General features: G+C 42.8%; 36 protein-coding genes and 1 tRNA gene. All 37 read right to left on the bottom strand.

The window, feature by feature from the left end; genetic code table 11:
* Positions 1–172: 172 nt before the first annotated feature.
* Positions 173–1,297: an N-acetylmuramoyl-L-alanine amidase gene (locus WKT00_RS11545; protein WP_340263757.1), complete on the bottom strand. Its 1,125-nt coding sequence runs from the start codon at positions 1,295–1,297 to the stop codon at positions 173–175.
* Between the two features lie 15 nt (positions 1,298–1,312).
* Positions 1,313–1,492, bottom strand: a complete 180-nt coding sequence (locus WKT00_RS11550; protein WP_101696073.1) for a hypothetical protein — start codon at positions 1,490–1,492, stop codon at positions 1,313–1,315.
* A gap of 1 nt (position 1,493) precedes the next feature.
* The gene (locus WKT00_RS11555) at positions 1,494–3,032 is read right to left on the bottom strand and encodes a hypothetical protein (protein WP_340263759.1); all 1,539 of its coding nucleotides are present in this window, start codon (positions 3,030–3,032) and stop codon (positions 1,494–1,496) included.
* A 34-nt stretch (positions 3,033–3,066) separates the two neighbouring features.
* A complete protein-coding gene (locus WKT00_RS11560) occupies positions 3,067–3,294 on the bottom strand; it encodes a holin (RefSeq protein WP_101696075.1) in 228 nt (75 codons plus the stop codon).
* Positions 3,295–3,309: 15 nt separating this feature from the next.
* Positions 3,310–3,618, bottom strand: a complete 309-nt coding sequence (locus WKT00_RS11565) for a hypothetical protein (RefSeq protein WP_101696076.1) — start codon at positions 3,616–3,618, stop codon at positions 3,310–3,312.
* A 10-nt stretch (positions 3,619–3,628) separates the two neighbouring features.
* Entirely contained in the window at positions 3,629–3,766 is a 138-nt protein-coding gene (locus WKT00_RS11570; RefSeq protein WP_200816265.1) for a hypothetical protein, read from the bottom strand.
* 1 nt (position 3,767) lies between these two features.
* Entirely contained in the window at positions 3,768–3,905 is a 138-nt protein-coding gene (locus tag WKT00_RS11575) for a hypothetical protein (RefSeq protein WP_200816266.1), read from the bottom strand.
* Positions 3,898–4,281 (bottom strand): hypothetical protein, encoded by a 384-nt coding sequence (locus WKT00_RS11580; RefSeq protein ID WP_340263764.1) that lies wholly within the window; start codon positions 4,279–4,281, stop codon positions 3,898–3,900. Before WKT00_RS11580 ends, WKT00_RS11575 begins: the two co-directional genes overlap by 8 nt.
* Before the next feature lie 23 nt (positions 4,282–4,304).
* Entirely contained in the window at positions 4,305–5,120 is an 816-nt protein-coding gene (locus WKT00_RS11585) for an H-type lectin domain-containing protein (protein ID WP_101696119.1), read from the bottom strand.
* 1 nt (position 5,121) lies between these two features.
* A complete protein-coding gene (locus tag WKT00_RS11590) occupies positions 5,122–6,111 on the bottom strand; it encodes a hypothetical protein (protein WP_101696120.1) in 990 nt (329 codons plus the stop codon).
* Complete coding sequence (locus WKT00_RS11595) at positions 6,096–6,944, bottom strand: hypothetical protein (RefSeq protein WP_101696121.1); 849 nt, start codon at positions 6,942–6,944, stop codon at positions 6,096–6,098. Before WKT00_RS11595 ends, WKT00_RS11590 begins: the two co-directional genes overlap by 16 nt.
* A complete protein-coding gene (locus WKT00_RS11600; protein ID WP_340263771.1) occupies positions 6,937–9,279 on the bottom strand; it encodes a phage tail tape measure protein in 2,343 nt (780 codons plus the stop codon). Before WKT00_RS11600 ends, WKT00_RS11595 begins: the two co-directional genes overlap by 8 nt.
* A gap of 203 nt (positions 9,280–9,482) precedes the next feature.
* Positions 9,483–10,088, bottom strand: coding sequence for a Gp15 family bacteriophage protein (locus WKT00_RS11605; protein WP_340263773.1), 606 nt, complete (start codon positions 10,086–10,088; stop codon positions 9,483–9,485).
* Positions 10,085–10,546 (bottom strand): hypothetical protein, encoded by a 462-nt coding sequence (locus WKT00_RS11610; RefSeq protein ID WP_101696124.1) that lies wholly within the window; start codon positions 10,544–10,546, stop codon positions 10,085–10,087. Before WKT00_RS11610 ends, WKT00_RS11605 begins: the two co-directional genes overlap by 4 nt.
* A 46-nt stretch (positions 10,547–10,592) precedes the next feature.
* Positions 10,593–11,087 carry a phage tail tube protein gene (locus tag WKT00_RS11615; RefSeq protein ID WP_101696125.1) on the bottom strand — a complete coding sequence of 165 codons (495 nt, stop codon included), beginning with the start codon at positions 11,085–11,087 and terminating at the stop codon, positions 10,593–10,595.
* A gap of 19 nt (positions 11,088–11,106) precedes the next feature.
* Positions 11,107–11,541 (bottom strand): hypothetical protein, encoded by a 435-nt coding sequence (locus WKT00_RS11620; protein WP_159459880.1) that lies wholly within the window; start codon positions 11,539–11,541, stop codon positions 11,107–11,109.
* Positions 11,493–11,900, bottom strand: a complete 408-nt coding sequence (locus tag WKT00_RS11625; protein ID WP_340263776.1) for a minor capsid protein — start codon at positions 11,898–11,900, stop codon at positions 11,493–11,495. Before WKT00_RS11625 ends, WKT00_RS11620 begins: the two co-directional genes overlap by 49 nt.
* Positions 11,893–12,234, bottom strand: coding sequence for a putative minor capsid protein (locus WKT00_RS11630; RefSeq protein ID WP_340263778.1), 342 nt, complete (start codon positions 12,232–12,234; stop codon positions 11,893–11,895). Before WKT00_RS11630 ends, WKT00_RS11625 begins: the two co-directional genes overlap by 8 nt.
* Positions 12,231–12,620, bottom strand: a complete 390-nt coding sequence (locus WKT00_RS11635; protein ID WP_340263780.1) for a hypothetical protein — start codon at positions 12,618–12,620, stop codon at positions 12,231–12,233. Before WKT00_RS11635 ends, WKT00_RS11630 begins: the two co-directional genes overlap by 4 nt.
* A 20-nt stretch (positions 12,621–12,640) precedes the next feature.
* On the bottom strand, positions 12,641–13,507 hold the full coding sequence (locus tag WKT00_RS11640) for a hypothetical protein (RefSeq protein WP_340263782.1): 867 nt from the start codon (positions 13,505–13,507) through the stop codon (positions 12,641–12,643).
* 13 nt (positions 13,508–13,520) lie between these two features.
* The gene (locus WKT00_RS11645) at positions 13,521–14,144 is read right to left on the bottom strand and encodes a hypothetical protein (RefSeq protein ID WP_340263784.1); all 624 of its coding nucleotides are present in this window, start codon (positions 14,142–14,144) and stop codon (positions 13,521–13,523) included.
* 51 nt (positions 14,145–14,195) lie between these two features.
* Complete coding sequence (locus WKT00_RS11650) at positions 14,196–14,486, bottom strand: ribosomal-processing cysteine protease Prp (RefSeq protein ID WP_340263786.1); 291 nt, start codon at positions 14,484–14,486, stop codon at positions 14,196–14,198.
* 65 nt (positions 14,487–14,551) lie between these two features.
* Positions 14,552–14,842 (bottom strand): hypothetical protein, encoded by a 291-nt coding sequence (locus WKT00_RS11655; RefSeq protein WP_101696132.1) that lies wholly within the window; start codon positions 14,840–14,842, stop codon positions 14,552–14,554.
* A gap of 47 nt (positions 14,843–14,889) precedes the next feature.
* Complete coding sequence (locus WKT00_RS11660; protein ID WP_159459881.1) at positions 14,890–15,048, bottom strand: hypothetical protein; 159 nt, start codon at positions 15,046–15,048, stop codon at positions 14,890–14,892.
* Between the two features lie 2 nt (positions 15,049–15,050).
* On the bottom strand, positions 15,051–16,946 hold the full coding sequence (locus WKT00_RS11665) for a phage minor capsid protein (protein ID WP_101696133.1): 1,896 nt from the start codon (positions 16,944–16,946) through the stop codon (positions 15,051–15,053).
* Entirely contained in the window at positions 16,903–18,393 is a 1,491-nt protein-coding gene (locus WKT00_RS11670) for a phage portal protein (RefSeq protein ID WP_340263789.1), read from the bottom strand. The genes WKT00_RS11665 and WKT00_RS11670 overlap by 44 nt, the downstream gene beginning before the upstream one ends.
* Before the next feature lie 11 nt (positions 18,394–18,404).
* Entirely contained in the window at positions 18,405–19,715 is a 1,311-nt protein-coding gene (locus WKT00_RS11675; RefSeq protein ID WP_340263790.1) for a PBSX family phage terminase large subunit, read from the bottom strand.
* Positions 19,690–20,199: a hypothetical protein gene (locus WKT00_RS11680; protein ID WP_340263791.1), complete on the bottom strand. Its 510-nt coding sequence runs from the start codon at positions 20,197–20,199 to the stop codon at positions 19,690–19,692. The genes WKT00_RS11675 and WKT00_RS11680 overlap by 26 nt, the downstream gene beginning before the upstream one ends.
* Positions 20,200–20,233: 34 nt before the next feature.
* Positions 20,234–20,307, bottom strand: a tRNA-Met gene (locus WKT00_RS11685).
* Between the two features lie 66 nt (positions 20,308–20,373).
* Positions 20,374–21,300, bottom strand: a complete 927-nt coding sequence (locus tag WKT00_RS11690) for a haloacid dehalogenase-like hydrolase (RefSeq protein WP_340263793.1) — start codon at positions 21,298–21,300, stop codon at positions 20,374–20,376.
* A 185-nt stretch (positions 21,301–21,485) separates the two neighbouring features.
* Positions 21,486–21,899 (bottom strand): sigma factor-like helix-turn-helix DNA-binding protein, encoded by a 414-nt coding sequence (locus WKT00_RS11695; RefSeq protein WP_340263794.1) that lies wholly within the window; start codon positions 21,897–21,899, stop codon positions 21,486–21,488.
* A complete protein-coding gene (locus WKT00_RS11700; protein WP_340263795.1) occupies positions 21,896–22,141 on the bottom strand; it encodes a hypothetical protein in 246 nt (81 codons plus the stop codon). The genes WKT00_RS11695 and WKT00_RS11700 overlap by 4 nt, the downstream gene beginning before the upstream one ends.
* A complete protein-coding gene (locus WKT00_RS11705) occupies positions 22,138–22,323 on the bottom strand; it encodes a hypothetical protein (RefSeq protein WP_340263796.1) in 186 nt (61 codons plus the stop codon). The genes WKT00_RS11700 and WKT00_RS11705 overlap by 4 nt, the downstream gene beginning before the upstream one ends.
* The gene (locus WKT00_RS11710) at positions 22,316–22,489 is read right to left on the bottom strand and encodes a hypothetical protein (protein ID WP_340263798.1); all 174 of its coding nucleotides are present in this window, start codon (positions 22,487–22,489) and stop codon (positions 22,316–22,318) included. Before WKT00_RS11710 ends, WKT00_RS11705 begins: the two co-directional genes overlap by 8 nt.
* A 71-nt stretch (positions 22,490–22,560) precedes the next feature.
* Complete coding sequence (locus WKT00_RS11715) at positions 22,561–22,947, bottom strand: hypothetical protein (RefSeq protein ID WP_340263799.1); 387 nt, start codon at positions 22,945–22,947, stop codon at positions 22,561–22,563.
* Positions 22,944–23,141 (bottom strand): hypothetical protein, encoded by a 198-nt coding sequence (locus WKT00_RS11720; protein WP_340263800.1) that lies wholly within the window; start codon positions 23,139–23,141, stop codon positions 22,944–22,946. The genes WKT00_RS11715 and WKT00_RS11720 overlap by 4 nt, the downstream gene beginning before the upstream one ends.
* A gap of 11 nt (positions 23,142–23,152) precedes the next feature.
* Positions 23,153–23,554, bottom strand: a complete 402-nt coding sequence (locus tag WKT00_RS11725; protein ID WP_340263801.1) for a RusA family crossover junction endodeoxyribonuclease — start codon at positions 23,552–23,554, stop codon at positions 23,153–23,155.
* Positions 23,555–23,686 lie beyond the last annotated feature (132 nt).

The raw sequence follows: 23,686 nt of genomic DNA on the forward strand, positions 1-23,686 counted from the left end.
TTTAAACAAAGATTAAATTTTTCTAACGATTTTACGGGCTTTGCGGGCATTTTTGTTGTAAACGTGTTGTAAACGGAGCGTTCTTTTCAAAACCTCTTTGATACTCTCAGCTAAAAAAGGAAGACATTTTCACGAAATTCTCCCGGAACTTTTAACGGCTCCGGGAGCTTTTTTATATTACTCTTCCGTCCTGGTCAAATACGTACTTCTTCCCGCCGATCTCAAGAGTCTCATCCTTGGCCATCTTGCCATTATCTTTTAAGTAATACTTCCCAAGCCAATGATTGCGCATCATGCTGCCAAGAGGCTGGCACTCTTTCCCCTCGTTCAGATAATACCAATCCCCATCGATCTGTTTCCATCCTGTGACCATAGCCCCTTCTGGCGATCCGTCTCCCTTTGGAATGCAGTAATAGGTGTACCGGCCTCCGTCCTCTACAAACCCGCTTCGCATAGACCCATGCGGGTGATCTTTATCCTTCTGTTTCTCCGGCGTCAGGTAATACCATTTTCCACCGATCAGCTGCCAGCCTGTCAGCATGTCTCCGTTGCTGCTTAAGTAATACCAATGGTTATCAATTAGACGCCAACCTGTCAGCATCCGGCAATCATCATTAAAATAATACCAGCGACCACCTATCAGCTGCCAGCCCGCAACGGCATAGCCTTCCGCATCAAACCAGTACCAACTGTCCAAGTGCAGCCATTCACTGCGTGGATAGCTTCCGTCTGCCCGCTTGTACCACCAACCTTTAGAGTCTTTAATCCAGCCGCCTGACGGTGAAGAAGAGATTCCAAATGCAGATAGAATGCCTCTTGCAAGTTCGTCCATTTTCGTATTAAACTTTGTAATATCTCCTGCGTTCGTGATAAATCCGCATTCTAACAAGCGATAATTAATCCCCCGATTTGCAGCACGATTGACATTAGCAAGATTATTACGTCCAACAATAAGATTTGCTCTACCCGGCATGAATGATCCGATAAAGTTAGCCAGTGCATTATCATAAGAGTCTGGGCTATACCCCTGTTTAATAATTACATGTCCACCCCTTGCAGATGCTCCAGCACTATCCATGTGCAATTCCAACACACACCAGTCTTTCGGGATATTAAGTGTGTTAATCAAACCGCTTCGATACCAGTCCCGTGAGGTGTCACCAATAGTAACATTTCCACCACCAAGAGCCGACAACCTTCCTGCCAGGGCTCTTACTCTTTCCGCTTCTGTATATCCATGTCCTACTGCCCCCGGGTCTCCTGCTCCGTGTCCTGCGATTACAAATAAATGTGCCATAGACTTTCTCCTTTCCTACATTGACGCTTCTGCATATACTGCTTCTGCAAGAATTACAAGCTCTGCGTATTCATCGTCAGATATTCTACTCATTGCAAAATAGACATCTAGCTTTGCGACTGCATCGTCTTTTGTAGCGTAATACTTCTTATTAATAAGGTTCGTCATAAGTGTTACAATCATCTTGCTGTTCATTTTAAATTCCTCCTAATAAGTTTTCTTGATCTTTTTCAATCATGGTTGCTTGGGTTTCGTCCGGTAGCAGGCTCATCATTGCGATTTGATTTGCTTGAGCCATTGCATGGTAACTAGCAATTTTTCCGTCTATGTAGTTCTTCGTGTCTGCGGTGTAGGTTAGTTCTACGCTCGGAATTACTTCTCCACCGTCTACTGTGACTACTGTAGTTGGATAGTAGGTTGTTAATGCTCTGATTGCATCCTGTTCGGATTGTTGAAGGGGGATAAATTCTGACTCTCTTGATTTATAAACCATCTCCAATGGGTTTTCTTCCATCCATTTAACAAACGATTCTAGTGTAGCAATATTAGAATTAAAATATACCGTATCTATGCTTGGTTGATCTGAATAATAGAATAATCCTCCTTTGCTATAAGAACCATCTACATTTTTAAATTGTTTGCAAATAGATGTTTGCCAACCAATCTCTTTTTTTGCAAATCCAGCTTTATAAGTAAATACACCATTTAAGTGATCCTTATATAAGCCAAATCCGCTTGGGAATAAATCCATCCTAGATGGTCTAACGTCTGAATCAAATACCGCCTTATATAACCACCCAATCTGTCCATCTTGTTCTACAAGCTTGTCCCACTTTGTAATAGGACGGTCGGATGTTATTGTGAGGGATTGTTCTTTGTCCCAATCTTGCTCGGCATTAGTAACCATCACATCCACTTCATACTTCTGTGTTTCCTCATTCCACTTTCCAACATTCTTGATTTCCTGTGGATTGCTTGGACTTGGTGGTGGGTCTTGCTTTTGTACGGTATTTCCGATGATACTCATTCCCTTATTCACACGTTCCGCACTATCAGTAACTACCAAAGGACTTGCTCCACTCATGGTGTTGATAATCGGGATACCATCTCCACCGCCACTTGGTTTCTCCACAAGAGCCACCATTCCATCCGCACCGATTCCAAGAATCTTTCCGTTGTTTTCCGCCCCTTGATTCTTGTCTATCTTTTCCTTAAGCCTATCCCCTGTGGCTTTCGCATCCGAAGCTTGCCCTTCTTTCGTCAACGTCTTATCGATCGGTGTTAGTTCAATCGGGTTCTTCGCCAAGTATTCTTCAACTGCTTTCGCCAAGTCCTCGGGCGTCAGACCCGAAACCTGATCAAGCCGTTCAAGAATCTGCTGATACACGTCAGACGTTGGCGGTACAGATGCGTCCGAGTCCTTGTAACCTGTCTTTTCTATACTTACATATGCGTTATTTGTTGTCACCAAATCTCCACAGAATACACTCACCGTACCTCTTATATCTATGTCTGTGTCGAAAAATTCCCACGGGATTGCACATTCGTTTTTCTCGTCAAGTACCTGCGCTTTGGAATAACTCCGCTGAGAAAAGATCGCTGTTTTCGTGCCTTCCCATTCGGGGCTTAGAAACTCAAAGTGCGCCTTGTAGAGATTCCGACATTTCGCAACCGGTACAAGGTTATCTTTCCGTGAAATGTACTGCCCGTCTACTTCAAATTGTAGGGTTTTCATGTTTTCTCTCCTTTAATCAAAAAAAAGAGGACGATTATTCGCCCTCAACCTCTGGAATACCTGCCACACTTGTTAAGATGCTTACCACACCGGCTACCACCGATGCGGATAATACCATCTTCCAATCCACCGCGGAAATGACCGCCCCTGTTCCGATCACTGCCACTGCTGTCTGTGCCATTGTTTTTACTGAACGGATTCCTGCTCTCTTAAGCCACTCCACCGTGTCTACGCTTGGCTTAAACACACTATTCTTAAACATGTACTTCTCTCCTTTCTAAAACCCGATCTGCGAAGCTACTAATCCAAATACCGCCCCGATCGCTAATGTCAATAAGTACCACTTCACTTTTCTCCAGGTATCCCCGTCCCTATTTTCCAACTCTTTCAACCGGCTCTCTTGCCGGTTCTGAGACTTCACGAGCTGTTCGACCGATTGCGCCAAGCTGTGCACACTGGTGGTCAGCTCTCCGATCTGCCGGACGGTTTCTTCCAAGTCTGTCAGTCTGTGGTTAATGCGCTTATGCTCATCTTCCATTCGCTTCGCAAACTCTAGGTGCTCTGCTCTGTCGATAGGTGTATCCATACTGCACCTCCTACATTAAACTATTCACGATCTCGGAAACCACGCTTTTTAAATTAAAGAGCTTCGGCACCTGATCCAAAGTAAATGTTCCTGCAAGTACAAGACTCACCCATGTTTTCACCAATACACTGTCTTTCGTAAACGTCATATTACTCTACCTTCCCTTCTAATACTTTCCATACGATTTCCTGTAAGTTACTGATCTTCGGAACGCTCTCTTTCTTGTACGTCCCATTTCTTACCAGTTCTACCCACGTTTTCACAATCACGCTATTTTCGTTAAACACCTGCGCCACCTCCTTGCAAGGATGCGATTAACATCGTCAGCTCTGCGACCGCCATCTGCATATCCGTGTTTGTTTTATCTATAGTCTGTTCTGCACTAGCAAGACGCTCCTCCACGGATTCTCCTACTTTGTTAACTACAACCCCGTAGATTTTCCCGGTGTACTCTTCCGTCCTGTAGAACTCGGTGTAGTTCTCATACTCGCCAATCACCTGCCCCCGTTCCGTCACAGTCATTCTTGCTGTCTTGACAGGATCCGTAAACAATTCCCGAAGCTTCTCCGGCGTTGTCCCGGCAACCAGCACCTGCAAGCCGCCGCCAAACTCTGTGACTTTTTGAATTGCAAGTGTAGTTCCGTCGTTAAATTTTAACTGCATGTTTCTCCTCCTTCCTAATGCACTTATAATTCCCGTTTCCCAACTGCGATCCACGACACGTTGAATTTTGATCCGGACAATTGTTCATTCCAACAGCAAACCTTCAAAACGCACCCTGTTTTTGAAACACGACCAACCTGAGCAAATATATTAGCCTCCAGGCTGTTGTTGTTGTCTCCATTCGAGACAGTAGCTGTCACATTTGGGATCTCTGCATAAGGCACCGGGAATGTAATATTCTTGATCGCAAAGTAACCATTGGCGTTTGGAACCAGCTCTGTACCGCTTTGGATCAAATTGCTATTTAATTCATCAAACTGCTTCTGCAACTCTGACATATTGCAGAGGAGTTTGAACAGAGGCTCTACCGCTACAATATTCAGTCCCTGCAGCTTAACCCTGTATAAAGCCATATTATGAAGTGTTGCACCACTCCGAATATCCCCAGTCGGAACAACTGGATCCGAAGCAGTCCCACTGCTTGCAGTCCCTTTGATAACTGCAAAAGATGTTTTCTCAACCTCAGAACTTTCATCCTTCTCATATCTTCGCACGATAATATCGTTTCGGTTCATCCCTTGCGCTCCATTTGCTATCGTAACATCTGCATAATCATTCGCTGCCATTACATCGCGTCGCCCCTGAATTACGAAAACAGCATCGAAAATCCGGATACTGTTGTTTGTAAGGATCTGCGCTTCCGCACTTCTCCCACCCTCAAGAACGTAATCGTCCGGACCATATAATCCTTGATTTGCAATTCCTGTTTGAACTTCCGTTATATGAGGTCCGTCCGCAAAACCATCCATTAAAGTTGTCTCAATGAACTGATTCGCCATTTTATGTTTCTCCTTTCAATTTGTAATCGATTGTTACTCTGCCTTTCCCTGTGACAGTTACAATTTTTCTTACAACCGGCTCTGCCATGTAGATACCTGTAATTCTTTCGCGGCCTCCAACAATATCCCCCAGCTCCAAATCCATATCAGATACCGATATCTTCAGCTGTTTGTAATTCATCAAGTCTAAAAACTTCTCTCGCGCCTCTTCTTCCAATTCCTGCACTGTATCAGGGGTTGTATTTTCGTAGTACTGTTCTATAAGATCTATACCGGTATAATACTGCTTCTTCTGTATACTACCATCTGGCCAAGCATACAGATCCACTCTTTGACGCGCCGCCTCTTCGCCTTTCCCATAACATATCAAATGATTCACGCCGTTCTGATAGTCCAAAATATTAAGTTTCACGTTTCCGTCTTCACTGATCTCTATCTGCTCAGAATGATCCACGATTGGCTTTGCAGACAGTTCCACATAGCCTTTATCATTTGCGTCTCCAAGTTTGTATTTGATTTCCAGCCGTGCATTCTGATCCTCTAAAGCTGCATTAAATGCATCCAGCAACATACTCTGAAGCGGAACTCGATAATTTAATACAATCCCGCTGTTCTCATTGGATGCACTGAATATCTCGGTCAATCCAAGCTTGGCAAGATTCTCCTGAATGACGGCATTTGCCTCTCCTTTTAGCGTAATATATGTATTACTTCCGGGATTGATCGCTCTCTGATTCAAAATCCCCCGCCAGGTCGGCCCCTTTAATTTGATGATCTTATCTTCTGTGACTGGATTGAGTGCTCGGATCAGACCGCCGTACTCTGTCCCCTCTGCAAATACACGACAATTTTTCCGATTCCGATCATCCTTAAATAGCTTTTCTTGAATCTTGATCTCAAAATCATTATCTGTGCCGATAACAAATTCCGCTCCACAGTGCTCAAGAGGTCCCTTTTCTCTGCCAAGAGTATCCGTTACGGTAAAGTCCATCTCGGCGTCCCCCTTTCATTGAATAAGATAATATCGAAACCAAAAGAACCATTCCAAGAGACAATACTTCTGCCAGGCGGAATCTTTCGCCAAATCTCACTATCTTTGTTCCTGCTGTTATAAATATCCTCCTGCGTACCATCCTCTTTAACCTTCACAATCTTCCTGTCTTTGGAATACCGTGTACTGGAATCGATCACAGCGTATTCGCCAGCATATAGAGTAGTCTGCAATTCATAGACATGCCCTGCGATACGAATAATAGGATTGATGCAAGGCCCATATATCGTCATCTTGAAACCGCTGCTCGTGTAGTTACTATTCTGTATATACTGCAGCGTCCTTACCTTCCCATACTCATACGGATAATCGTACGGAAATTCAAGCCAAGGGGACATTACTTCAGATTGCTCTGCTTTTAAGAATTCAAACTTTTCTTCTGTGATCCAATACGGGTAGTCGCTTTTGATAGTCAGCTCATTACTTATACTGCATAGATCATTTACCCACCTGTCTTTGTCTGTCCCAATGATCCAACACTTCATATAGCTATTACCAACATAAAGTCTTCCAGGCGTCACATTCACAATATCCTTTTCTGTAATATCCTCCAGCCGGTCTACTGCTTCCTTAAAATCTTTTTCAGATACCGCTGATATATCAATCTGCAAAGAGTAATCTGTGATCTTTTTCTCCCAGTCCTGAATATGATCGTTCTCCTCTATTTCTTCGAATTCACTATTAAAAATATCTCCGCCATTGACCATATAAGGCCAATGGCATAATTCAATTCTTTCCCCGTGCGTAGCACCTACATAGCTAATATCATACATAATCAATCAAATCCTTTATCAATCTCGCAAAGATACGATCGTCACACTTAAATCCAACGCCTGACCGTACCAATGAATCAACAATACACGTTCCCAACTTCTTATAATCTATCTGCTGTCCACTTCCTCCGGAAACTGTTACGTTGATACCATCCGATTTCCGATCTAACATAGATACCATACCCTCAAGTCCACCGTAAGATCTAAGTAGGTTTGCCTCTTCCTTTGTGAGTACCCACTCCCCTTCGTCGAGAAACGCCGGGAACATGTCACTCGGAACATAGTCCAAGCCAACCTTCAATCGGCTCATCTTTGGAAGGCTATAAGAGTTGCCACCGACGCCAGGTACCCAATCAGGGATTGTTATAGTCCCAATACTGGAAGCCAGGCCATTCCAAGCGTCTACAATCGCATTGAGTGGGGCCTTGAAGATATCAGCCAGACCGCTAACCGCTGTCCGGAAAATCTCTTTGACATTTTCCCAAGCGGCCTTCCAGTTTCCTGAAAATACATTTTTCACAAAATCAATCAAATTCCGAAAAATTGTTGTAACACTGGTGATTGTTGTGGAAGCTCGAGTAAAGAAACTATTAAACACCGACTCGATTATGGGCAACAAAACAGTGGAAAGTGCATTCACGACAGGTAACACAGCTGAGTTCATAAAATCCATAAATGCATTAATAAGAGGTTGGATTCCAGAAGCCACCAAGTCAATTATTGGAGTCAACAAATCTGTCACGATCTGTAGTAAAGGACCTATGCATTCTGTCAATACAGGCAATACAGATTCTGCTAAAGTGGAGAGCAACGGGATCAGCGCTTCGCCTAACGGCACCAATAACAATTCCGCATTTCTCTTCAGTTCTTCGAACTGAGAGCCAAGATCATCGTACTTTACGTCCTTAATTTGGTTCATTGCGTCAGATGTGTTATACGCGCCCTCTTCAATATCCGCTAACGCAGAAACCGCTTCGGGTCCAAGATCTTCCCACATGGTTCCCATTAAGTCAACACCGGCGGTGTTTTGTTCAAGCGGGTCTTCCATAGAAGCTAACGCTTCAAGTGTTTCGTCAAAAGCCTCTTTAGCCGTATCTCCTCCGGCAGCAAACTTCTGAGCCATTGTATCCGCATCAAGTCCAAGTAATTCAAATCCTTCTCGAGTGGTATCTGACCCATCAACTACACGGATAGACATTTCCTTGACGGCATCACCGACTTTATCCAAGTTAAAAGCCCCGGACTCAGCCCCTTTTTCAAAAATGGAAAACATATCTTCCGCATCAAGTCCCATCTTTCCAAACTGGACGGAATATTCAGATATACTGTCGAGAAGTTCTCCAGAGTAGTCTAAGCCGTTTTGCGCTCCGGAAGCTATCAAATTCATCGCTTCTTCGCCAGATGTGCCAAAGTTATCCATCATGGCTTTCGCTGCTCTGGTAGACTCTGGGATGTCATAACCAAACGTGTCACGAAGAGCAAATGCAGACTCTGTTACATTTTGCAGATCCACATCGTCCATATCGCCCAGCTGTTGAACAACAGTTCCCATAGCTTGGCCAATATCCTCAAAGTTTTCTCCGTAGTTTCCAGCGTAGATGTTCTCCATTACCTCTTGGTAACGTTCGGACTCCTCAGTTCCCTTTCCTGTCATTGCAATAAAGCTGTTCATGGCGCTGTTCACATTATTCGCAGCACCAACAGCTAATGCACCGAATCCTACAACTGCCGCGCCGGTTCCTACTGCTGCTAAAGACGCGCCGGATAAACCTGCTGTCAATTCGCCCATTTGCCCCACAAGAGGGACTGCACTACTTGCTGCATCCGTAAAGGATGTTTTCAACAGATTCCCTATGTTTCCTGCTGCTGTGGCTCCGTCTCCACCCCCGAGAGCGTCACTGAGTTTTTCTCCAAGATCATCTGCACTTGCTGACAAATCATCAAGACCTTGTTTGGCATCCGAAACATCTGCCTTTACATCCACATCTATGCTTTCATCTTTGCTTACAGCTTTTATCTTCGACTCTGCCTTTGATGTATCAGCATCTACATCAATTTCCTGATCTTTAACGTCAATACTAGACATTGCCTTTTCCGCATCCTGTCCAGCTTCTTTCCATGCATCAGCCACTTTATCTGCAGCCTTATCTGCATTTTTCACAACCTTGTCAGACTCTGCTTTGATGTCTTTTGTCTTCTGCTCTTCAACTTTTACAGTATCATCTGCAGACTTCTCTGCAGCACGCTTTACCTTTTTATTTGCTTGCTCAAGATCCGCTTCCACTTTGCTATCGTCAGCACGTATCTCATACGTTACATCGCCATTATTAGCCATATCATTACTCACCTGCCTCTGTATTTATAGCCGGCACAGTGGCACAACATGGCGTCATATCCTTATTTCAAATTCTTTTCTGCATGTTTTATTTTTGCATTTAAAAAAAAGCCCTTCACACCGTGCGCCCGTAACAAAAAAGATGTTTTGTTCATGGCCACAATAAGGACACCTTACTTTCTTTACATTTTTACCGTCTGCAATCAATGTTTTGCCATCCCTTCCAACGTAGAGAACAACAGATCAAGACCAGTCTGTCCACCTCCACCTTTAATCGGTAACGCATAATAGGACTTAAGCTCTTGTATTTCTTGAATCTGTTCCATGTTCTTCCCGTTATATTTCGGGATATCCATATCTCGGATCCGCATTACCTGCTTAATTTTGGTATCTGAACCAAGACCATTAAACAGCCACAAAAATTTCTTCCAAGAGAGTTTTCCTTGCTGGTCTATCAGATCAATACCATATTCCTGCATAAAAGAGGCATAAATATAGTCGCTATCTTCTTCAAAATCAAGAATCGGACATGGACTCTTCCTTTTCACATCTGGTCTTCTTTTTACTTTTATAAACTTCTTGGTTATTTCATTTAAAAGCTCTATTTTCCGTTCCGGAGAAAACAATCTTAAATTCCAATGGTTTATCACAAGCATTTCCAATGAAGCGCATACCTTTTCATAGTCTGTAAGCTCATCCTCTGTATAAAGCTTCTGAATTTCTAGAACAACATCAAACGAAGCATTGATTTTAAGTTTGCCTTTTTCCGTGTATAAGATGTTATTCGGGATCTCTGTGATCACATTCATTTTTTCATCATCCTTTTGATAGAACGCTTCTGTTTTCGATTATACTTGCTTAAGATATCTCGTTTATTATCCTGTGTTATTTTCCTTAAATCTGGAAGAACAACCGTCGCAATGAACGGGATAACTTCTGCGGACATTGCTGCATAATCGTTTCTGTAGAATTCCAAAATGGTTTTCGTGTCCTCAGTCCCGAACACAGCCTCGATCAAATCAACCACAGCTATGCCAAGTTTCTGATATGCATTCAATAACTCTTCGTGGTTCAAACTGGCATCCGGAAATTTCATTTTGCTCACTTCCTTATCAGCTTTAAGCAGATCTATATACTTCTTATTCATTTTTTCAATACAGCTACCCGGATCCAGCGCAACTAAAATCTTATGCTCTACATTCCCGCTCTCATTTACAAGTTCAAACTCTTGTGTATACTTTGCTTTTCTATGTGCTTGATATGCCATTCTCTATGCTCCTTTCAAAATAGAATAAGAGTGACAATCGTCACCCCTATTCTGTCGTACCGATAGCCGGTCTCCCGTTTCCGTGGATTGTAACCGTCAACGCATTAACGGCTCCGGAATCTCCGTATGCCGGTGTAATGTTTGCAATTGTAATCGGCCAAATAATGATTTTCTTACCTTTCTGCAGCTTCAGATGGTTCTTTCTAGCGTTTCCAAGTTCATACATCACCTTGTCACTAAGAAGATAATCACAGGCTTTATCTCCTGGCTTCACATCTCCCGTCAACGTGAGTGTCATCTGAGCCCCTGTAACCTCTGTGCTGCCCCATCCTTTATCTGCATAGTATGTGGCCTGATACAACACCTCATTCAAGCTCTGTGCCATATTCTTCGTGAGCGCTGCAAGAGACGCCCATGTAGCTGTTGGAGTAGATGGCTCTGCCACATTAATAAAAGCCTCTGTCTCGTAGTTCATTTCCGGTGTAATCGTATTATCCGGAAGCTCTGGCTCTGCAAACATCTGCAAATTAATTTTTTCCATTCTGCTCTTCTTCCTTTCTTTAATAAAAAACTTTACAATTTACAATGCAGGAAAAATGATAAACACCATCTTCGTCTCTGCCTATTTTATTCGGTTCTTTTGCAACACTAGAATCCAACCACTTAAAGCTTTTTGCTTCCGGATATTTTTTTAAGCGCTGCAAATAGTTACTTATAATACACAATTGTTCTAGACCTTCCTTCTGATTTTTGTTTCGACACAAAAATAAAACCGGAAGAACCTTTTCTGTGCTCTTATCATAATACATACCCTCTCCAAAACCTTCTCCAAGCTCAGCATATATGCCTCCATTTTTGGGTAGCTCTTTCAGAGAGATTGTGGTTCCGATATCACAGTTTTTCTCGACTGTGGATACTAACAGATCTAATAACTCGGTTTGTGGTGTCATTTGTTTAGCCCCCTTTTCAATGCTGCCTGGTATACCTTCTTCCACTCTTCCCCATGCACTTCCTTTGCATATTTCGCCCATTCTTCACGGGCAAGGGCAGACGTAAAGGATAGTTTCTCAGGTCCATAGGTACGAGTAGTCGGGTTACCATACATCACATCCCCATGCCATAAGTACTGCGCATAAGGCGTAGACCAACGCATTTTAAACTTAAGGTTCTGCGCTTTTTGGTCACTGTCCGTCAATCCACTGTTCTCCAGTGTGTGCTGATCTTTTGGCACGTACTGACTCACATCCTGCAGCGCTTGGTTTCCCATCACCGTCAATGCATCATTCATGGAGGCTTTGATAAGCACTTCCGCTTTTCGTTTGTCAAAAGTGACACGAGTGTTGATCTTAGGCATGTCGCACCAGTCCCAACTCCCAGTGATGCAGTTTCTTCGCATCGTATAATGGCTCGCATACCTGCACCTTATACATCTCTTCATTTACCAGGATAATATCATCCACCGCAAACGCCATACCTTTCGGACGGCTGTTCCGGCAGTCATAAAAGAGTGTAGCTGCCAGCTGTACTTCAGCATTATTTTTGTCGCGGATGATCTTCTCTGTCGGTTCGATACGGATGTTGTCTATCTTCTGCCTATTCACAAGCATCTCCGTTCCCCACCGGTCTGAATCTGTAGATATAGCATGCACTGCCTCGTGGATCAATAGTTTTTTCGGAATCGACCTCATATCGCTCCACCTCCTCTATATAGCAATCCGGTAGGTGCAAGGAGGCGTATTGCTCTCGGTGCATACATGGACTGCTCTGTGCTTCCGTTCGCACCAACTGACCTGGTGTAATTAAACTTTCCAAGCCCTGCACTCTGCAGATCCGCACCGTTATCCATATCGGCTCCACCATTTGCGTCTAGATATTCAATCTGTGCACACACAGCCATCTTCACCCGTTCTTGCACAGTTTCCGGCATAGTGAGGACAGTGACCGGCGTAACCCTGTACCTGGTCATTTCCTCAATAAGTTCTTCTGCCCTCATACAAAGAGAAGGGAAGTCGGCATCATCAACCGGCTCCCCTTTAAATGTTCCAACATAATATTCTCTATCTACATAAGGCATTTAACCGCCCCCCTAACTGCTTACGCATGCTTTTTAAGCGTTACAGTCGTAGGTCTAGAAACCATCATGCCATATACCCTACGTCCCTGCACAGCAGATGCGCCAATGTGCTTACCGTCTTTCAGGTCATTCACAGTAACTGGCACCATCCACTCGTCTACAAAGTGGCAGAAAATCCTGTTTCCGATAATGTACTCGACTTTTGTGGTATCCGCAATATTGTTAGTCTCGTAAACATCGAGACCTGCGATACGGCCAACACGCCCGTTCTGAACTACATTATCACCGAGATCAGATGCCTTAATGAATTCAGGGCATTTCAGTAACAGAGCATATGTCTCGTTTGTAACGGCAAGCCACATCTCTTCCGGTTTGAGACCTTTCTTCTTCAGCGCTGCAACTTCGTCCACAACAGAATCATAGACAGTGTCTTTGGTAAGTGCTGTCGTATTGGAAGATGCTGTACCTTTTGTGGTAAGCAGTGTAATCAGGTCTGTATCAAAAGATACACCCATTGCATACCCTGCAGAGTCCAGTCTGTCAGCTACAAGATTGTCCGGAACAGACGCAGCATCAAAGCCGTCAATAAGCTCGTTGACATATTTGTCTTTGTCGATATTCATTGTCTGATAAGTAGTCGTTCCATCAGACAGAGAACCGCCGGCAGACTTATCATAATCTCCCACTTTCACCTCGGTATCTCTGACTGGTACCTTTACAGCTCCTGCAGTAGGAGTCCCTTCATAACGCGTATTAAACAGGCTGGAAAAGATGGTTGTCTTTCTTAACTTCGCAAGCACAAGATCAGAATATCTCTCCTGTGCTGCATGAGCAAATAACTGTAAATCCATTTTTAATTTGTACTTCATAAATTTTTTGTAATGCATACTTATAATCTCCTTATCTCTTTAAGTCTGGGTTCAACTCATAGAACTTCTTTTCAACACCGGACATTTTCTTTGGTGTTTTTCCGTTCTGTCTCTGCCCCCATGATTTTCCTTTGGTTTCGTCCTCATCTTCGTACGGATCCGTAGCACCCTTTTTGAATTGAGGATATTTTTTTACTACTTTTTCGATAGCATCTTCAAGGTCAAGATCTTCGTCCGCTTCCATGTAAGCTCTAGCCAAAGCTGTCACATCATCAACAGCGTCCTTTGACACACCAGCTTCATAGCATGCAACCTTCGCCTCTAACTTAGAAGCTTTGCTTATTGCTTCAGCTTTTTCAGCGTCTTCTTCCTTGCTGCTTTCTCCGGATTCTTCATGTCCGTCAGGTTTCTTCGTAGACTTTTTCTGCTGCTCTCTCTGCCACTTTCGTTTTTCTCTAGCAAGGCGTTTCTTTACAGTCTCGTCCACATCTTTTTGAGTGAATTTCTTTTCCTCTTCCCCGTCTTCGTCCGACTCATCGTCGTCCTGGTCGTCACCGTCACCGGAATCTTCTCCGTCAGTTCCACCTTCATCTTCTCCAGCAAATAACTGTAGATCAAGTGTCTGGTATTTTTTCTTCATGTTCATGTACTTCATTTTTAGTACCTTCCTTTCTTTAAGCCGTTTAACGCCCGTTCGGCGACCGTATTACTGTATTTGTACGTATTCTTCTCCGTAAGCTTCTTGGATGTCACTTACGGCAATAAAAAAAGAATCCATCAGTAACTGTCCTCGTTCTGAAAGATTCCCATATTCTATCTTAACGTGCCCGCTCTCTGCTTCTGTAGATATCTTATCATCTGTCAGGGCATCTAGCGAGTGTAACAAGCCTTGTGCTAATGCCGACACAGCAGCACACACAATATCTTTACCAACTTCCGCATATCCAGCATGGCCATCTATCGACAAGCTATTTTCACGGATCTTTACTACAATCAATCACATCACTCCTTTACTGTTCCGGTCATTCCCTGCCGGTGGGAGATCGTTGGATCACCGCCTTTCTACTTTTCAAAAAGTTCCGGGTTATCCTTCTGTAACATGTAGAACGCATTGCCAAGCTTTTCAACTTGTTTTTCTTTCAGCCCAATGCTATAGATTTCATCCATAGCATGAATCAACTCGTGAAGAAGAGTAGATTTCTTCTGTTCTTCCTTTGCATCTACGTTTAAAAAAATTTTTTCCGGAAGATAATGAATCTGTCCGTATAAATCTCCACCGTTATCGTGCAGGTTTGCAGTTTCTTCCACTGTATACTCCTTATACAGTACTTTTATTTTTCCAGGTATCTTCATACACTCGTCCCTCCCTTCTTAAAAATGGGTATAAAAATACCACTGACCTACTGATCAGCGGCACTATTTCTTTCTTTTAATTGTTTTAAGTAATTTTTAAAACTTTCCTTTGCTTCCCTTGGAGCGTCTTCTCTAATCTTTGGCACGAGGCCATCAAAATAAAACCAATTTTCGTTAGACATCCAAAACATATCTAAAACTCTCATAACTATACCTCCCGTAATAATCTAAGGTACTCTCTGGTGAACTTGGTTGATTTATACTTATCCTTTGCAAGAACTTCAGATGTAATCTCGTTGTATTTCGTCACTTTTACTCTTCCTCGCAGAATGTCATCTTCATAATCACCATTATATGAGATTGAGTATGATGATACGTTCTTTTTGAGATACATCAACGCTTCAGAATCACTTATACTTCTGTTGTAAATATTATAATATGCCTTCTTTGTGATTTCAATTCCTTTATTGCCTTTAATTTCAGATAAAATATGTCCAAACTCATGCACAGAAATATCATCAATGTCCTCAGAAGCAAATATTCCAGATTTTTTTATATTCTCTTCTGTGATATTCTTATCTCTTAATGCTTTTGCATTTAGTGTAATCGTTCTTCCTCTTGTTTGACCAAAATCTTCGTCTGGAAGATTTCCAACAGTAAGCGTAATCTTCTTTTTTGCGCTTTCCGGATATTCTTTTACTAGATCGCTTAGCTTGTCAACCTGTTTCTTGAGTATTCCAACATCACCATCAAACTTGCTCAAGTCGACAATATTAATTCCTTTATCCTTGGCGTAAGCCACTATCTCAGCTTTAGTTTCTTTTGAGATACTGTTAGTTTTCGTCATACTCCAATTCATGCCGTCATTAATATTTGCCATTTTACCTATGTTCTGCATGCGTTTATTTGCCGCAAATGCCTCCGCAGATATCCTCTTATCGAACCCAACCACCTGTTCACGGTCTTTTCTTCGATGTAAGTGATCGTGTTTTTTCACATAGTCTTTCAACTGTGCTTCTTTCGATTTCAACTTCACAGAAGCTTCCTCAAATGCATCAGGATCCCCAAGCTCATCAAACAGCATACACTCCCGTTTCTGCTTTCGTACATCACGTTCCAACGCTCTTTGTACTTGTGTCTGCTTATATAGACGATTGTTCGCATCCATATCTTCTGTTGGAAAGTATCTTTGAATATTCACCCCAGGAATAAAAGGATACTTATGATGCCCACAGTTAATTCCAAGGATTCCATCCGGTTCTCCGTAACTAGAAGAGTTCCAAGGATAATACCGTATCTTCCTTCCGTTTAGGTCTTCTGTATAACCACTTTCATTGTTCAGGTCAAATATTTTCCCCTGATCCTTTGCGCATTTGGGACGCGCCCCAGAATGGCTATCTATCTGGATCAGGTTCACTCTCATGTCTTCACATCTTGCAGTCTGTACTTCATTCGCCACACTTCCGGCAGTCGTGCGCATTGCCATGTTAACATAGGCTTCCGGCGTCCAGTTACGTCCTCGCTTATCAACAAAGCCCGTAATGCCCTTGTCATTAAACTGTCTGATTGTCTTTCTGAGTGCCTGCTGTCTGGACTCTGCACCTGTAATAACAGCACCAGTATTATTATTCATAATCTTCAGCGCTTCTTCTGCAGTGTTCTGAACAAGTGTTTTAAAAGCCTCTTGTGCTTTATGTAGCATCGTAGTATTCGTAAGATTCAAAGAGTCCTTTGCCTGTTTCCGAAGATTATGCATGACTCTCTTTACACTTTTACTTTTCTCAGCATCAACAACACCTATCATTCTTTGCCTGGCCATATATTGAAATCCGGGCTCTGTGTTTTTGATAGCCTCTTCTGCCATAGCATTCAGCATCCTCGAAGCTGCTGTCTGGCTAAGTCCGGACATCTGCGCAATTATCTTGATATTTTCTTTATTAAGCTTTCCAATCTCCGCAAGCTTCTGCATCAACCATCTATCTGTATCAATCAGTTGCTCCCAATCTCTGAGGTGCCTTGCAATATTCTGCATGAGTCGCGCTTCTAGATCTATGTAGACGCTATCTATCGTCTCCGCTTCCTGCTGGTTCTTCAGAAGATTCATCCTCTACCTCACCTTCCTCCTGATCCGGCTCATCAACTTCCTCTTCTTCAGCTTTTTCATCGTCTCCCATATCCGTCCAGTCCACGTCCTGCCCAGTGATCTGATTGTCTCCTGCAATCCTCTTCAACTCTTTTTCAGCTTCCGTTTCATCGCATTTGTTGATTTCCATGATTGCAGTAAGTTTAGACCGCAGACCTCCCTGCACAAGCTTTATATTCTTGTCGATGGTAGTGTTGGTATCTTCGATGATGGAATCGTCAAAGTCAATGGACACTTCTACCTCTTTTTCAGCGTCTAGAAATGCAATAGCCTCCACCATGTCTATTAATGCAGCATTAACTATAATCGCGTTCTTCTGCCGGTTCTGGTACAGATCAGACTTGTCTGATATAACCTCAGTAGCAGTTTTAACTCCGGATGAATCAAACTGATACCTGCCAGTTCCCAAACCTGTCTTAAGTGCAAGTACGTCCAAACTTCTTTGCACCGCAAGCTCATGCTCATTTGCCCTGATCGACATATCCACTTCTGTGAGTTTCAAATTGCTATCCCTATCTCCCGGCATTTGGTAATACACTGTATCGCTTGCATCGAATGCTGGAGCAGCCACACCGTCCTTTTCCATCTGTATTTTTGCAAAGGATATCGGGACCAATATTCTTTTTCTGCCTAGCACGAACTCATTCATGTATGAGTCATATACAAGATCGCATCCTTTCAGCTGATCAATCGCATTTGCAAATACAGACACGCCCAGTGGACTATCCAAATCAATGTTATTGCAAATATTCGGCGTAATAATCTGGAATAGTGGTTTATCATAGCCAGTTGATACCAATGGAATTACACCTTCCGGTGGGTCAAGTTCTTTGCTTTCTTTCCGGTCAATATACTTATTTTCGATATAATAATGTTCTGAATCCTCTTCATTATCAGATTTTCCAAGTCTGTGGATCTGTAAATAAAGAACTTCTTTCCCGTCAATCACCCGAACAGAGCCAAAGGCGCATTCTGTAATGTCTCCATTGTCCCAAGATAACGGGTAGATCATATCTGCACGGATATAGTCAATCATCACTTCTTCTCCGTCCAAATACTCTACGATAGCCCCTGTTCCGAGAGCAAATGCCGTCTCTATTAGCTGGTTAGCACGCACAAGGAAATTGTTGTTATCGAGCACTTCCTGTAAACGCTTTTCGTAGTTTCCTGCTTTTATCGCTACCTTTTCATTTAATAACAGATTCGCCCAATCTTCACATACTTTCTTGGCCATTCCGAGCTTATACCGCTCTTCTTCTTTGGTAACAACACCATTGAATACTTTGTACTTGTGGAACTTTTCCACATCATTTTGATACCACTCTAACCACTCAAGGATATGGCTATAGGTCTCGTCCGTAGCTGTATTATATTTATTTTCAGCCAACCACTCTCTTATCTCATTCATCAATCTCTCTCCTATGCTGCAAGGTACAAGATGTCGCCCTGTACACTTTCAGTGCTATACTCCGTGCTGTCCAAGCTGTCCACGTTCATTAGTCCATCATCCAGTCGGACATCCATGTTCTTCTTTTTATCGTCGTAACAAGCGTTCTCAAAGGCTTCTATGATGTGCTTGCAGTGACTCATTATTTTCCACCTGTTCTGTGCAATCAGGCTGTTGTAAAATGCGATACGGTCATTGATAGAACCTTTTATTGCATTCTTGATATCTATTCCTACATGAGCCTGAGAACATGCCATTTCAAGTCCGGCAATCAGCGTCTGCTCTGCACTATCACAGTAGGCTTCGTATACTTTATATTTGCTTTGAGCGCGCCTTACAAAATCTATGAAATCATCCTGAAGCTGTTTCGGATTAATCCGCTTCTTGCAATAATACTCATCCAGTACAACCACCTGTTTATATCCCCTTGTAAATCCTGTGAGGGTAAAAGAATGAGCCGACTTCGTTCCACCGAAATCGACTCCGATTGTCGCATATATAATCTCGTTTTCTTCCAGCCATTTCGGATCCACAAGATATTGTTTCACATTATCCGCAAATTGCTGATAAATCAGTCCATCCGCAGCAACCCACAATCCCAGAATAAAGCGCTTGTAGAATACACTTCCTGGACTCCACGCTCTGCGATATGCTTCCTTTCGATCAACGGATAATGTCAGGTTATCGTCCATCACAAAGTGCAATCTGTAAACACGCTTCTCTGTTGCCTTGTCTATGAATTCCTCTTTGATGTAAGCATGAGGTCCTTCTGGGTTACAGTTCATCCAGACCTTCCATCCATCTACAGAACATCGACCAATAGCCTGGTCAATGAAACTTCTTGGGAAAAGAGCTGCTTCATCAAGATATGCTCCGGCAGCCGTCAAGCCCTGCAATGCATCCTGTGCAGCTTCGGTATTGGCTCCATATAAGTAATACACATTACTGCCGATCTCTATCCTCGCATCGGTTCCAGAACGGATATAGGTGTAAGACCAGCCCCATGCTTCCAGTATCTGCAGCATAGGCCTTACCACATTCTTCTTTAATGCACCCATCGTCTTTCCCGCGAGAATAAATGAATCTCCCTCGAACATCTCTTGCGACCATGTAAGAAAGCCAATGATACAGGCTATCGTTTTCCCTGATCGAATGGATCCATCTGCAATCACAAAGTCGTTCTCAGAAGATACAAGCCCAGGCCTCCACCAATGAATAAGTCTTTGCTGTTGCTTTGAAAATGGTTTGAACTTAAACTTATTCGGCCTTCTCTTCGCTTTCATTCTCACCATCTCCTACATTGTCAAACAGTTCTTCCAAATCCTCCTGCGCAGGTCGCATTGCTTTCAAGAATTTCTGTATATTCTCATCATTGCTATCATCGTTTCCAACTTCAAGATCACGGGCTCTCTTCGCACGTTCTGTTCGGATCCGTTGCTCTTCATCGTCTCTTTCCGTCTGATTGCTTTGTCCTGCATACTTAGCAATAGCTTCATACGCTTTCACATTCCCAGCAAGTCCCTCTTTTATCATTGCCATATTTAAAACCGATTCTAAAGTACACTCAACACCAAGCGCCTCTAGAATCGGCTTATATTCTTCGTTGTCTATTTCTGCGGTAAGCAGCATATTTAATGTTTTCCGGAAGTCTGCTTTCCTTCGCCTTGCTTCTCCACTTGCTTTACCGCCTCTTATTGCAATCTCCCGTAGTTCCCCCGTGGTTCGATTGTCAAATCCTTTATCTTTTATGTTTTCATAACCTGCCACTTCACCACCTTCCAATCCATTTATTTTATATTACTGGATACAGCAGGACTTGAACCTGCGACCGCCCGGTTATGAGCCGGATGCTCTCACCAACTAAGCTATGTATCCGTATTTTTGCATTAGAAAAGCACCCCGGAGGGTGCCTGTTGTATCGATATATATCATTAGCTATTTTTAATCAACTAAATGTTTCGGTCCTTGAGAGCCCGCATACTTCGCTATCTTATCTCGTTCTTCTTTTCGAATCCTGTCTGCAAACTCTGTTATTTTATTGCAAATCCACATATAAGCCATCGTTCCTTCTGAATAATCAGCCTCAGCATACATATTTATTCTTCCTTCGACCCTCATTTGCTCAACCTGACTCAAAGCTCTTAAGTCCCCCTTTGGATATATTGCAAATGTAGCTCCACCATTTTTATTCAAAACAGAAAATGCTGGAATATCACTTGGTCCATCTGCCACATAAACCATATTTATAAAATGTACTCTTCGAAACTCTTCTGGTATTTTAGTATTTGCATTTACGCCTTCACGAGAGTCTCCACTATGAACTCCTTTATTAATTTCAAATAAGGCACGGGTTTTGCTAGTATTATCAATTGTATATCCTATCTCTGAAATGCACGGGGCTCCGTCTTTATCTTCTCCTTCGATCAATTCGCACCCCCATACATGCTCTACATATGGCATAACCGAAGATCCCTTAATTACTTGTGTCATTCCTGTACTGACTATGTAATGTTCTACTTTTATGTCGTACTCTTTATATTTTGAATCCTCTTCTATTAATTTTTTAGTTTTTTCAAAAATATCAGGAATGCCCTTATAGAACTTGAGTTTCTTTCCGAATTCAAAAAGTTTTTTATTTGTTAATCCTTTAAATGTTCCATTTTTAGCATACCTTATAAATTGATTAAGATATACTGTATCCGGATTGACTAATACACCTTGTTCTTTCATGTATTTATCAGGGAGACTATTAACCTCTTTCCAAAACTCTTTTGATTCAACATTATATTCTTCAAAAATAGGATCCTGCATGTATCCATCCACTAAAGTTTTGTCAAAATCCCATACAACTGCAATAATATTTGCCATGTCCTTTTCTCCTCTCGCCCAAAAACCTACTTCTATAATATCCCATTTCTCGACATTACACAACGAAAAATACACCCTGCATTTCTACAAGGTGTACTTTCTAAGATTTTATATTGTTTTGGAGGAACAATCAGCCAAAGTCCTAATCGTTCTAGAATAATTATAGCATATCTAAATTATAAATGTTATAAATCTTTCAATGTGTTTCTTATAATCTGGGATACCCTTGCCTGCGTATACCCCATCAGCTCCGCTGCATCACTCTGACTAAGCCCCTCCAGGTACACCATATCCATTATCTGCTTCTCAATTCCATCAGGAAGAGATGCCACAGCTTCTTCCGTAGATTTAATCTCTGCGAGTAATTCTTTTTGCCGTTTTTCTTTTTTTCGAATCCGATCCCTGATGGCTGTTGCTGCCTTTGGCTCGTCCATCCGAACGGTAACATGTTCTTCGATGTACGGGAAATCTGTACTAGACCTCGTCACTTTCCCAGATATCTCAGGCACTGCCTCAAGCTGCGCATACAGCCTGTCTAACTGTCGATTAACCATATCTAGTTCTCTCTTGTTCTGCTTATGCTTGTTAATGCTTATCACCGCTTCATCTCCTTGTCAACTCTCTGTCGGATTGCCTTTATGATCACTTCTCCGTCAAGATCAGAATATAGCGCCATATCCCTGCGAAAGAACCGCTCACACTCTTCTTTTCCTCTCAGTGCTTCCTCATCATGCGGATGCCTAGCCAATCTGCGTAGTGCTCTTTGGTAATCGTATACCGCCTGCTTTACGACCGCTTCGCACAGACGCTCGTAGCTTTCAAAATACCAATCCTGTGTCATGCGTCTATCTCCTTCTTGATATCGTATTTCTTCGCCATGTACCCGATCGGATCCGTGATCTGATATGGCGGTCGCCGGAAGCGTTCCCGCGCCTTATCCGGTACTGCACACTCTTCCAGCTCTTCGTGATGCTGTATCTGATCCAGCTTCTGCTGATGCCGGTCTCTTCGTGCTTTATACATCTCCGTCACTTCCTTCGTTTGTTTTGATAATCGGGCACCAGTCCGGTCGAGTCACCTTGAACCCTTCGAACGCTTTTCTTTCTCCCCTGCACCCGGAAGAGTAAGAATGAAACGGGCAGTCCTTGCATGTTTCCGGGATCTGATTTAGTTTGATGATTCCTTGCATGTTACACCTCCAACAGCTTAATAAAGCAGAGATTCTATCTCTTCCAAAATCTTCTCTAGTACGTTCATCTTCTACATCCTCTCTATTACCTTCCCTGTTGTCGTTCCAGGGACTACCAACTTCACTCCTGCATACTCTTCCGTCAATTCCTGCATCTGTGTCATATCTACCGCGCCTTGCTCCCATGCATGATAGGGATCCATGCATTTCTCTACAAACTCCGGGATCCTCTGCCTTGCCGTCTTTGGCCAGTAGTCTGCGATCAGGACATTCGTCGGAATAGCTAAGAGCATGATCCAGATCTCCTGGGTCAGCTCATCATTCCGATCCATTAGCAGTTTCTTTGCTCTGTCAAATTCTTGCTGCCGGATCTTCTGTAGTTCATCAGCCGTCATTACAAGAGTCTTTGTTTTCTTCTCCTGTTCACGCTTTTGGCGTCTTAGCTCTGCTCTACTCATATGTGCCTCCCTACCTCAAGTGCCAACGCTGTTAATACATCTTTTGCGAATTTGCTATTATACTCTCGATATACTTCGTCAATTTCCTTTAAAAACGCATCCAACTGTGTCTCCACAAGATGCCCAGCACCCGCATATCGTTTGTAAAGATTCCAAGTTTTTTTCAACAACTGAAAAACATCGTTGAATGCCATCGCTCCTCCCCTCATGACAATACCTCAATTCTGATGTAAATTCCTGGAATGTCTGCCCAGAACTTTTCTACCAACTCTGAAGCCACCAGCGCATCATCTTTCCAGAAGTTACACAATGTCATACAATCCTTTAAAAGTTTCTGCAAGTTATCCGTGTCAGGTTTCGTGATACGATATTCCCCATCTGCATGTGCTGCACCTTTTGGAAAACACCATCTTGTAATCAACCGACATCCTGTTTCAATTCTTTTTCTCGGCTTATGTTTTGCCAAATATCCACACAACTTTAATTTTGCATTTTTAATTTCCGGTGTATCATAAAAAACGGGCCTCCCATTGATCACTGTTATTTTATGTTCCTGAGCGGTAACTGTCGGAGGATCCATTGCCATAAAAAATTCTATCTCTTTCATTTGCTTCACCTCTTTAATGCACTAAATCTTTCTTTTTTCTTGTCTACCTGTTACGGGGAGGGGGAAGGGAGACGGGGCCGGGCAACCTTAGGCCCGTCCCTCTCCTACCCCCGTAACCACGCTGCGGGGTTT

Origin of the sequence: Dorea sp. ICN-14282, from assembly GCF_037890115.1 — a bacterium.
GTDB lineage: Bacteria > Bacillota > Clostridia > Lachnospirales > Lachnospiraceae > Dorea_B > Dorea_B phocaeensis.

Coding starts and splice junctions, on each gene's coding strand:
- WKT00_RS11545 (WP_340263757.1), bottom strand. CDS start 1,297: ATGGCACATTTATTTGTAATCGCAGGACACGGAGCAGGAGACCCGGGG.
- WKT00_RS11550 (WP_101696073.1), bottom strand. CDS start 1,492: ATGAACAGCAAGATGATTGTAACACTTATGACGAACCTTATTAATAAG.
- WKT00_RS11555 (WP_340263759.1), bottom strand. CDS start 3,032: ATGAAAACCCTACAATTTGAAGTAGACGGGCAGTACATTTCACGGAAA.
- WKT00_RS11560 (WP_101696075.1), bottom strand. CDS start 3,294: ATGTTTAAGAATAGTGTGTTTAAGCCAAGCGTAGACACGGTGGAGTGG.
- WKT00_RS11565 (WP_101696076.1), bottom strand. CDS start 3,618: ATGGATACACCTATCGACAGAGCAGAGCACCTAGAGTTTGCGAAGCGA.
- WKT00_RS11570 (WP_200816265.1), bottom strand. CDS start 3,766: ATGACGTTTACGAAAGACAGTGTATTGGTGAAAACATGGGTGAGTCTT.
- WKT00_RS11580 (WP_340263764.1), bottom strand. CDS start 4,281: ATGCAGTTAAAATTTAACGACGGAACTACACTTGCAATTCAAAAAGTC.
- WKT00_RS11585 (WP_101696119.1), bottom strand. CDS start 5,120: ATGGCGAATCAGTTCATTGAGACAACTTTAATGGATGGTTTTGCGGAC.
- WKT00_RS11590 (WP_101696120.1), bottom strand. CDS start 6,111: ATGGACTTTACCGTAACGGATACTCTTGGCAGAGAAAAGGGACCTCTT.
- WKT00_RS11595 (WP_101696121.1), bottom strand. CDS start 6,944: ATGTATGATATTAGCTATGTAGGTGCTACGCACGGGGAAAGAATTGAA.
- WKT00_RS11600 (WP_340263771.1), bottom strand. CDS start 9,279: ATGGCTAATAATGGCGATGTAACGTATGAGATACGTGCTGACGATAGC.
- WKT00_RS11605 (WP_340263773.1), bottom strand. CDS start 10,088: ATGAATGTGATCACAGAGATCCCGAATAACATCTTATACACGGAAAAA.
- WKT00_RS11610 (WP_101696124.1), bottom strand. CDS start 10,546: ATGGCATATCAAGCACATAGAAAAGCAAAGTATACACAAGAGTTTGAA.
- WKT00_RS11615 (WP_101696125.1), bottom strand. CDS start 11,087: ATGGAAAAAATTAATTTGCAGATGTTTGCAGAGCCAGAGCTTCCGGAT.
- WKT00_RS11625 (WP_340263776.1), bottom strand. CDS start 11,900: ATGCCTAAGATCAACACTCGTGTCACTTTTGACAAACGAAAAGCGGAA.
- WKT00_RS11630 (WP_340263778.1), bottom strand. CDS start 12,234: ATGAGGTCGATTCCGAAAAAACTATTGATCCACGAGGCAGTGCATGCT.
- WKT00_RS11635 (WP_340263780.1), bottom strand. CDS start 12,620: ATGCCTTATGTAGATAGAGAATATTATGTTGGAACATTTAAAGGGGAG.
- WKT00_RS11640 (WP_340263782.1), bottom strand. CDS start 13,507: ATGCATTACAAAAAATTTATGAAGTACAAATTAAAAATGGATTTACAG.
- WKT00_RS11645 (WP_340263784.1), bottom strand. CDS start 14,144: ATGAAGTACATGAACATGAAGAAAAAATACCAGACACTTGATCTACAG.
- WKT00_RS11655 (WP_101696132.1), bottom strand. CDS start 14,842: ATGAAGATACCTGGAAAAATAAAAGTACTGTATAAGGAGTATACAGTG.
- WKT00_RS11660 (WP_159459881.1), bottom strand. CDS start 15,048: ATGAGAGTTTTAGATATGTTTTGGATGTCTAACGAAAATTGGTTTTAT.
- WKT00_RS11665 (WP_101696133.1), bottom strand. CDS start 16,946: ATGAATCTTCTGAAGAACCAGCAGGAAGCGGAGACGATAGATAGCGTC.
- WKT00_RS11670 (WP_340263789.1), bottom strand. CDS start 18,393: ATGAATGAGATAAGAGAGTGGTTGGCTGAAAATAAATATAATACAGCT.
- WKT00_RS11675 (WP_340263790.1), bottom strand. CDS start 19,715: ATGAAAGCGAAGAGAAGGCCGAATAAGTTTAAGTTCAAACCATTTTCA.
- WKT00_RS11690 (WP_340263793.1), bottom strand. CDS start 21,300: ATGGCAAATATTATTGCAGTTGTATGGGATTTTGACAAAACTTTAGTG.
- WKT00_RS11700 (WP_340263795.1), bottom strand. CDS start 22,141: ATGACACAGGATTGGTATTTTGAAAGCTACGAGCGTCTGTGCGAAGCG.
- WKT00_RS11705 (WP_340263796.1), bottom strand. CDS start 22,323: ATGTATAAAGCACGAAGAGACCGGCATCAGCAGAAGCTGGATCAGATA.
- WKT00_RS11710 (WP_340263798.1), bottom strand. CDS start 22,489: ATGCAAGGAATCATCAAACTAAATCAGATCCCGGAAACATGCAAGGAC.
- WKT00_RS11715 (WP_340263799.1), bottom strand. CDS start 22,947: ATGAGTAGAGCAGAGCTAAGACGCCAAAAGCGTGAACAGGAGAAGAAA.
- WKT00_RS11720 (WP_340263800.1), bottom strand. CDS start 23,141: ATGGCATTCAACGATGTTTTTCAGTTGTTGAAAAAAACTTGGAATCTT.
- WKT00_RS11725 (WP_340263801.1), bottom strand. CDS start 23,554: ATGAAAGAGATAGAATTTTTTATGGCAATGGATCCTCCGACAGTTACC.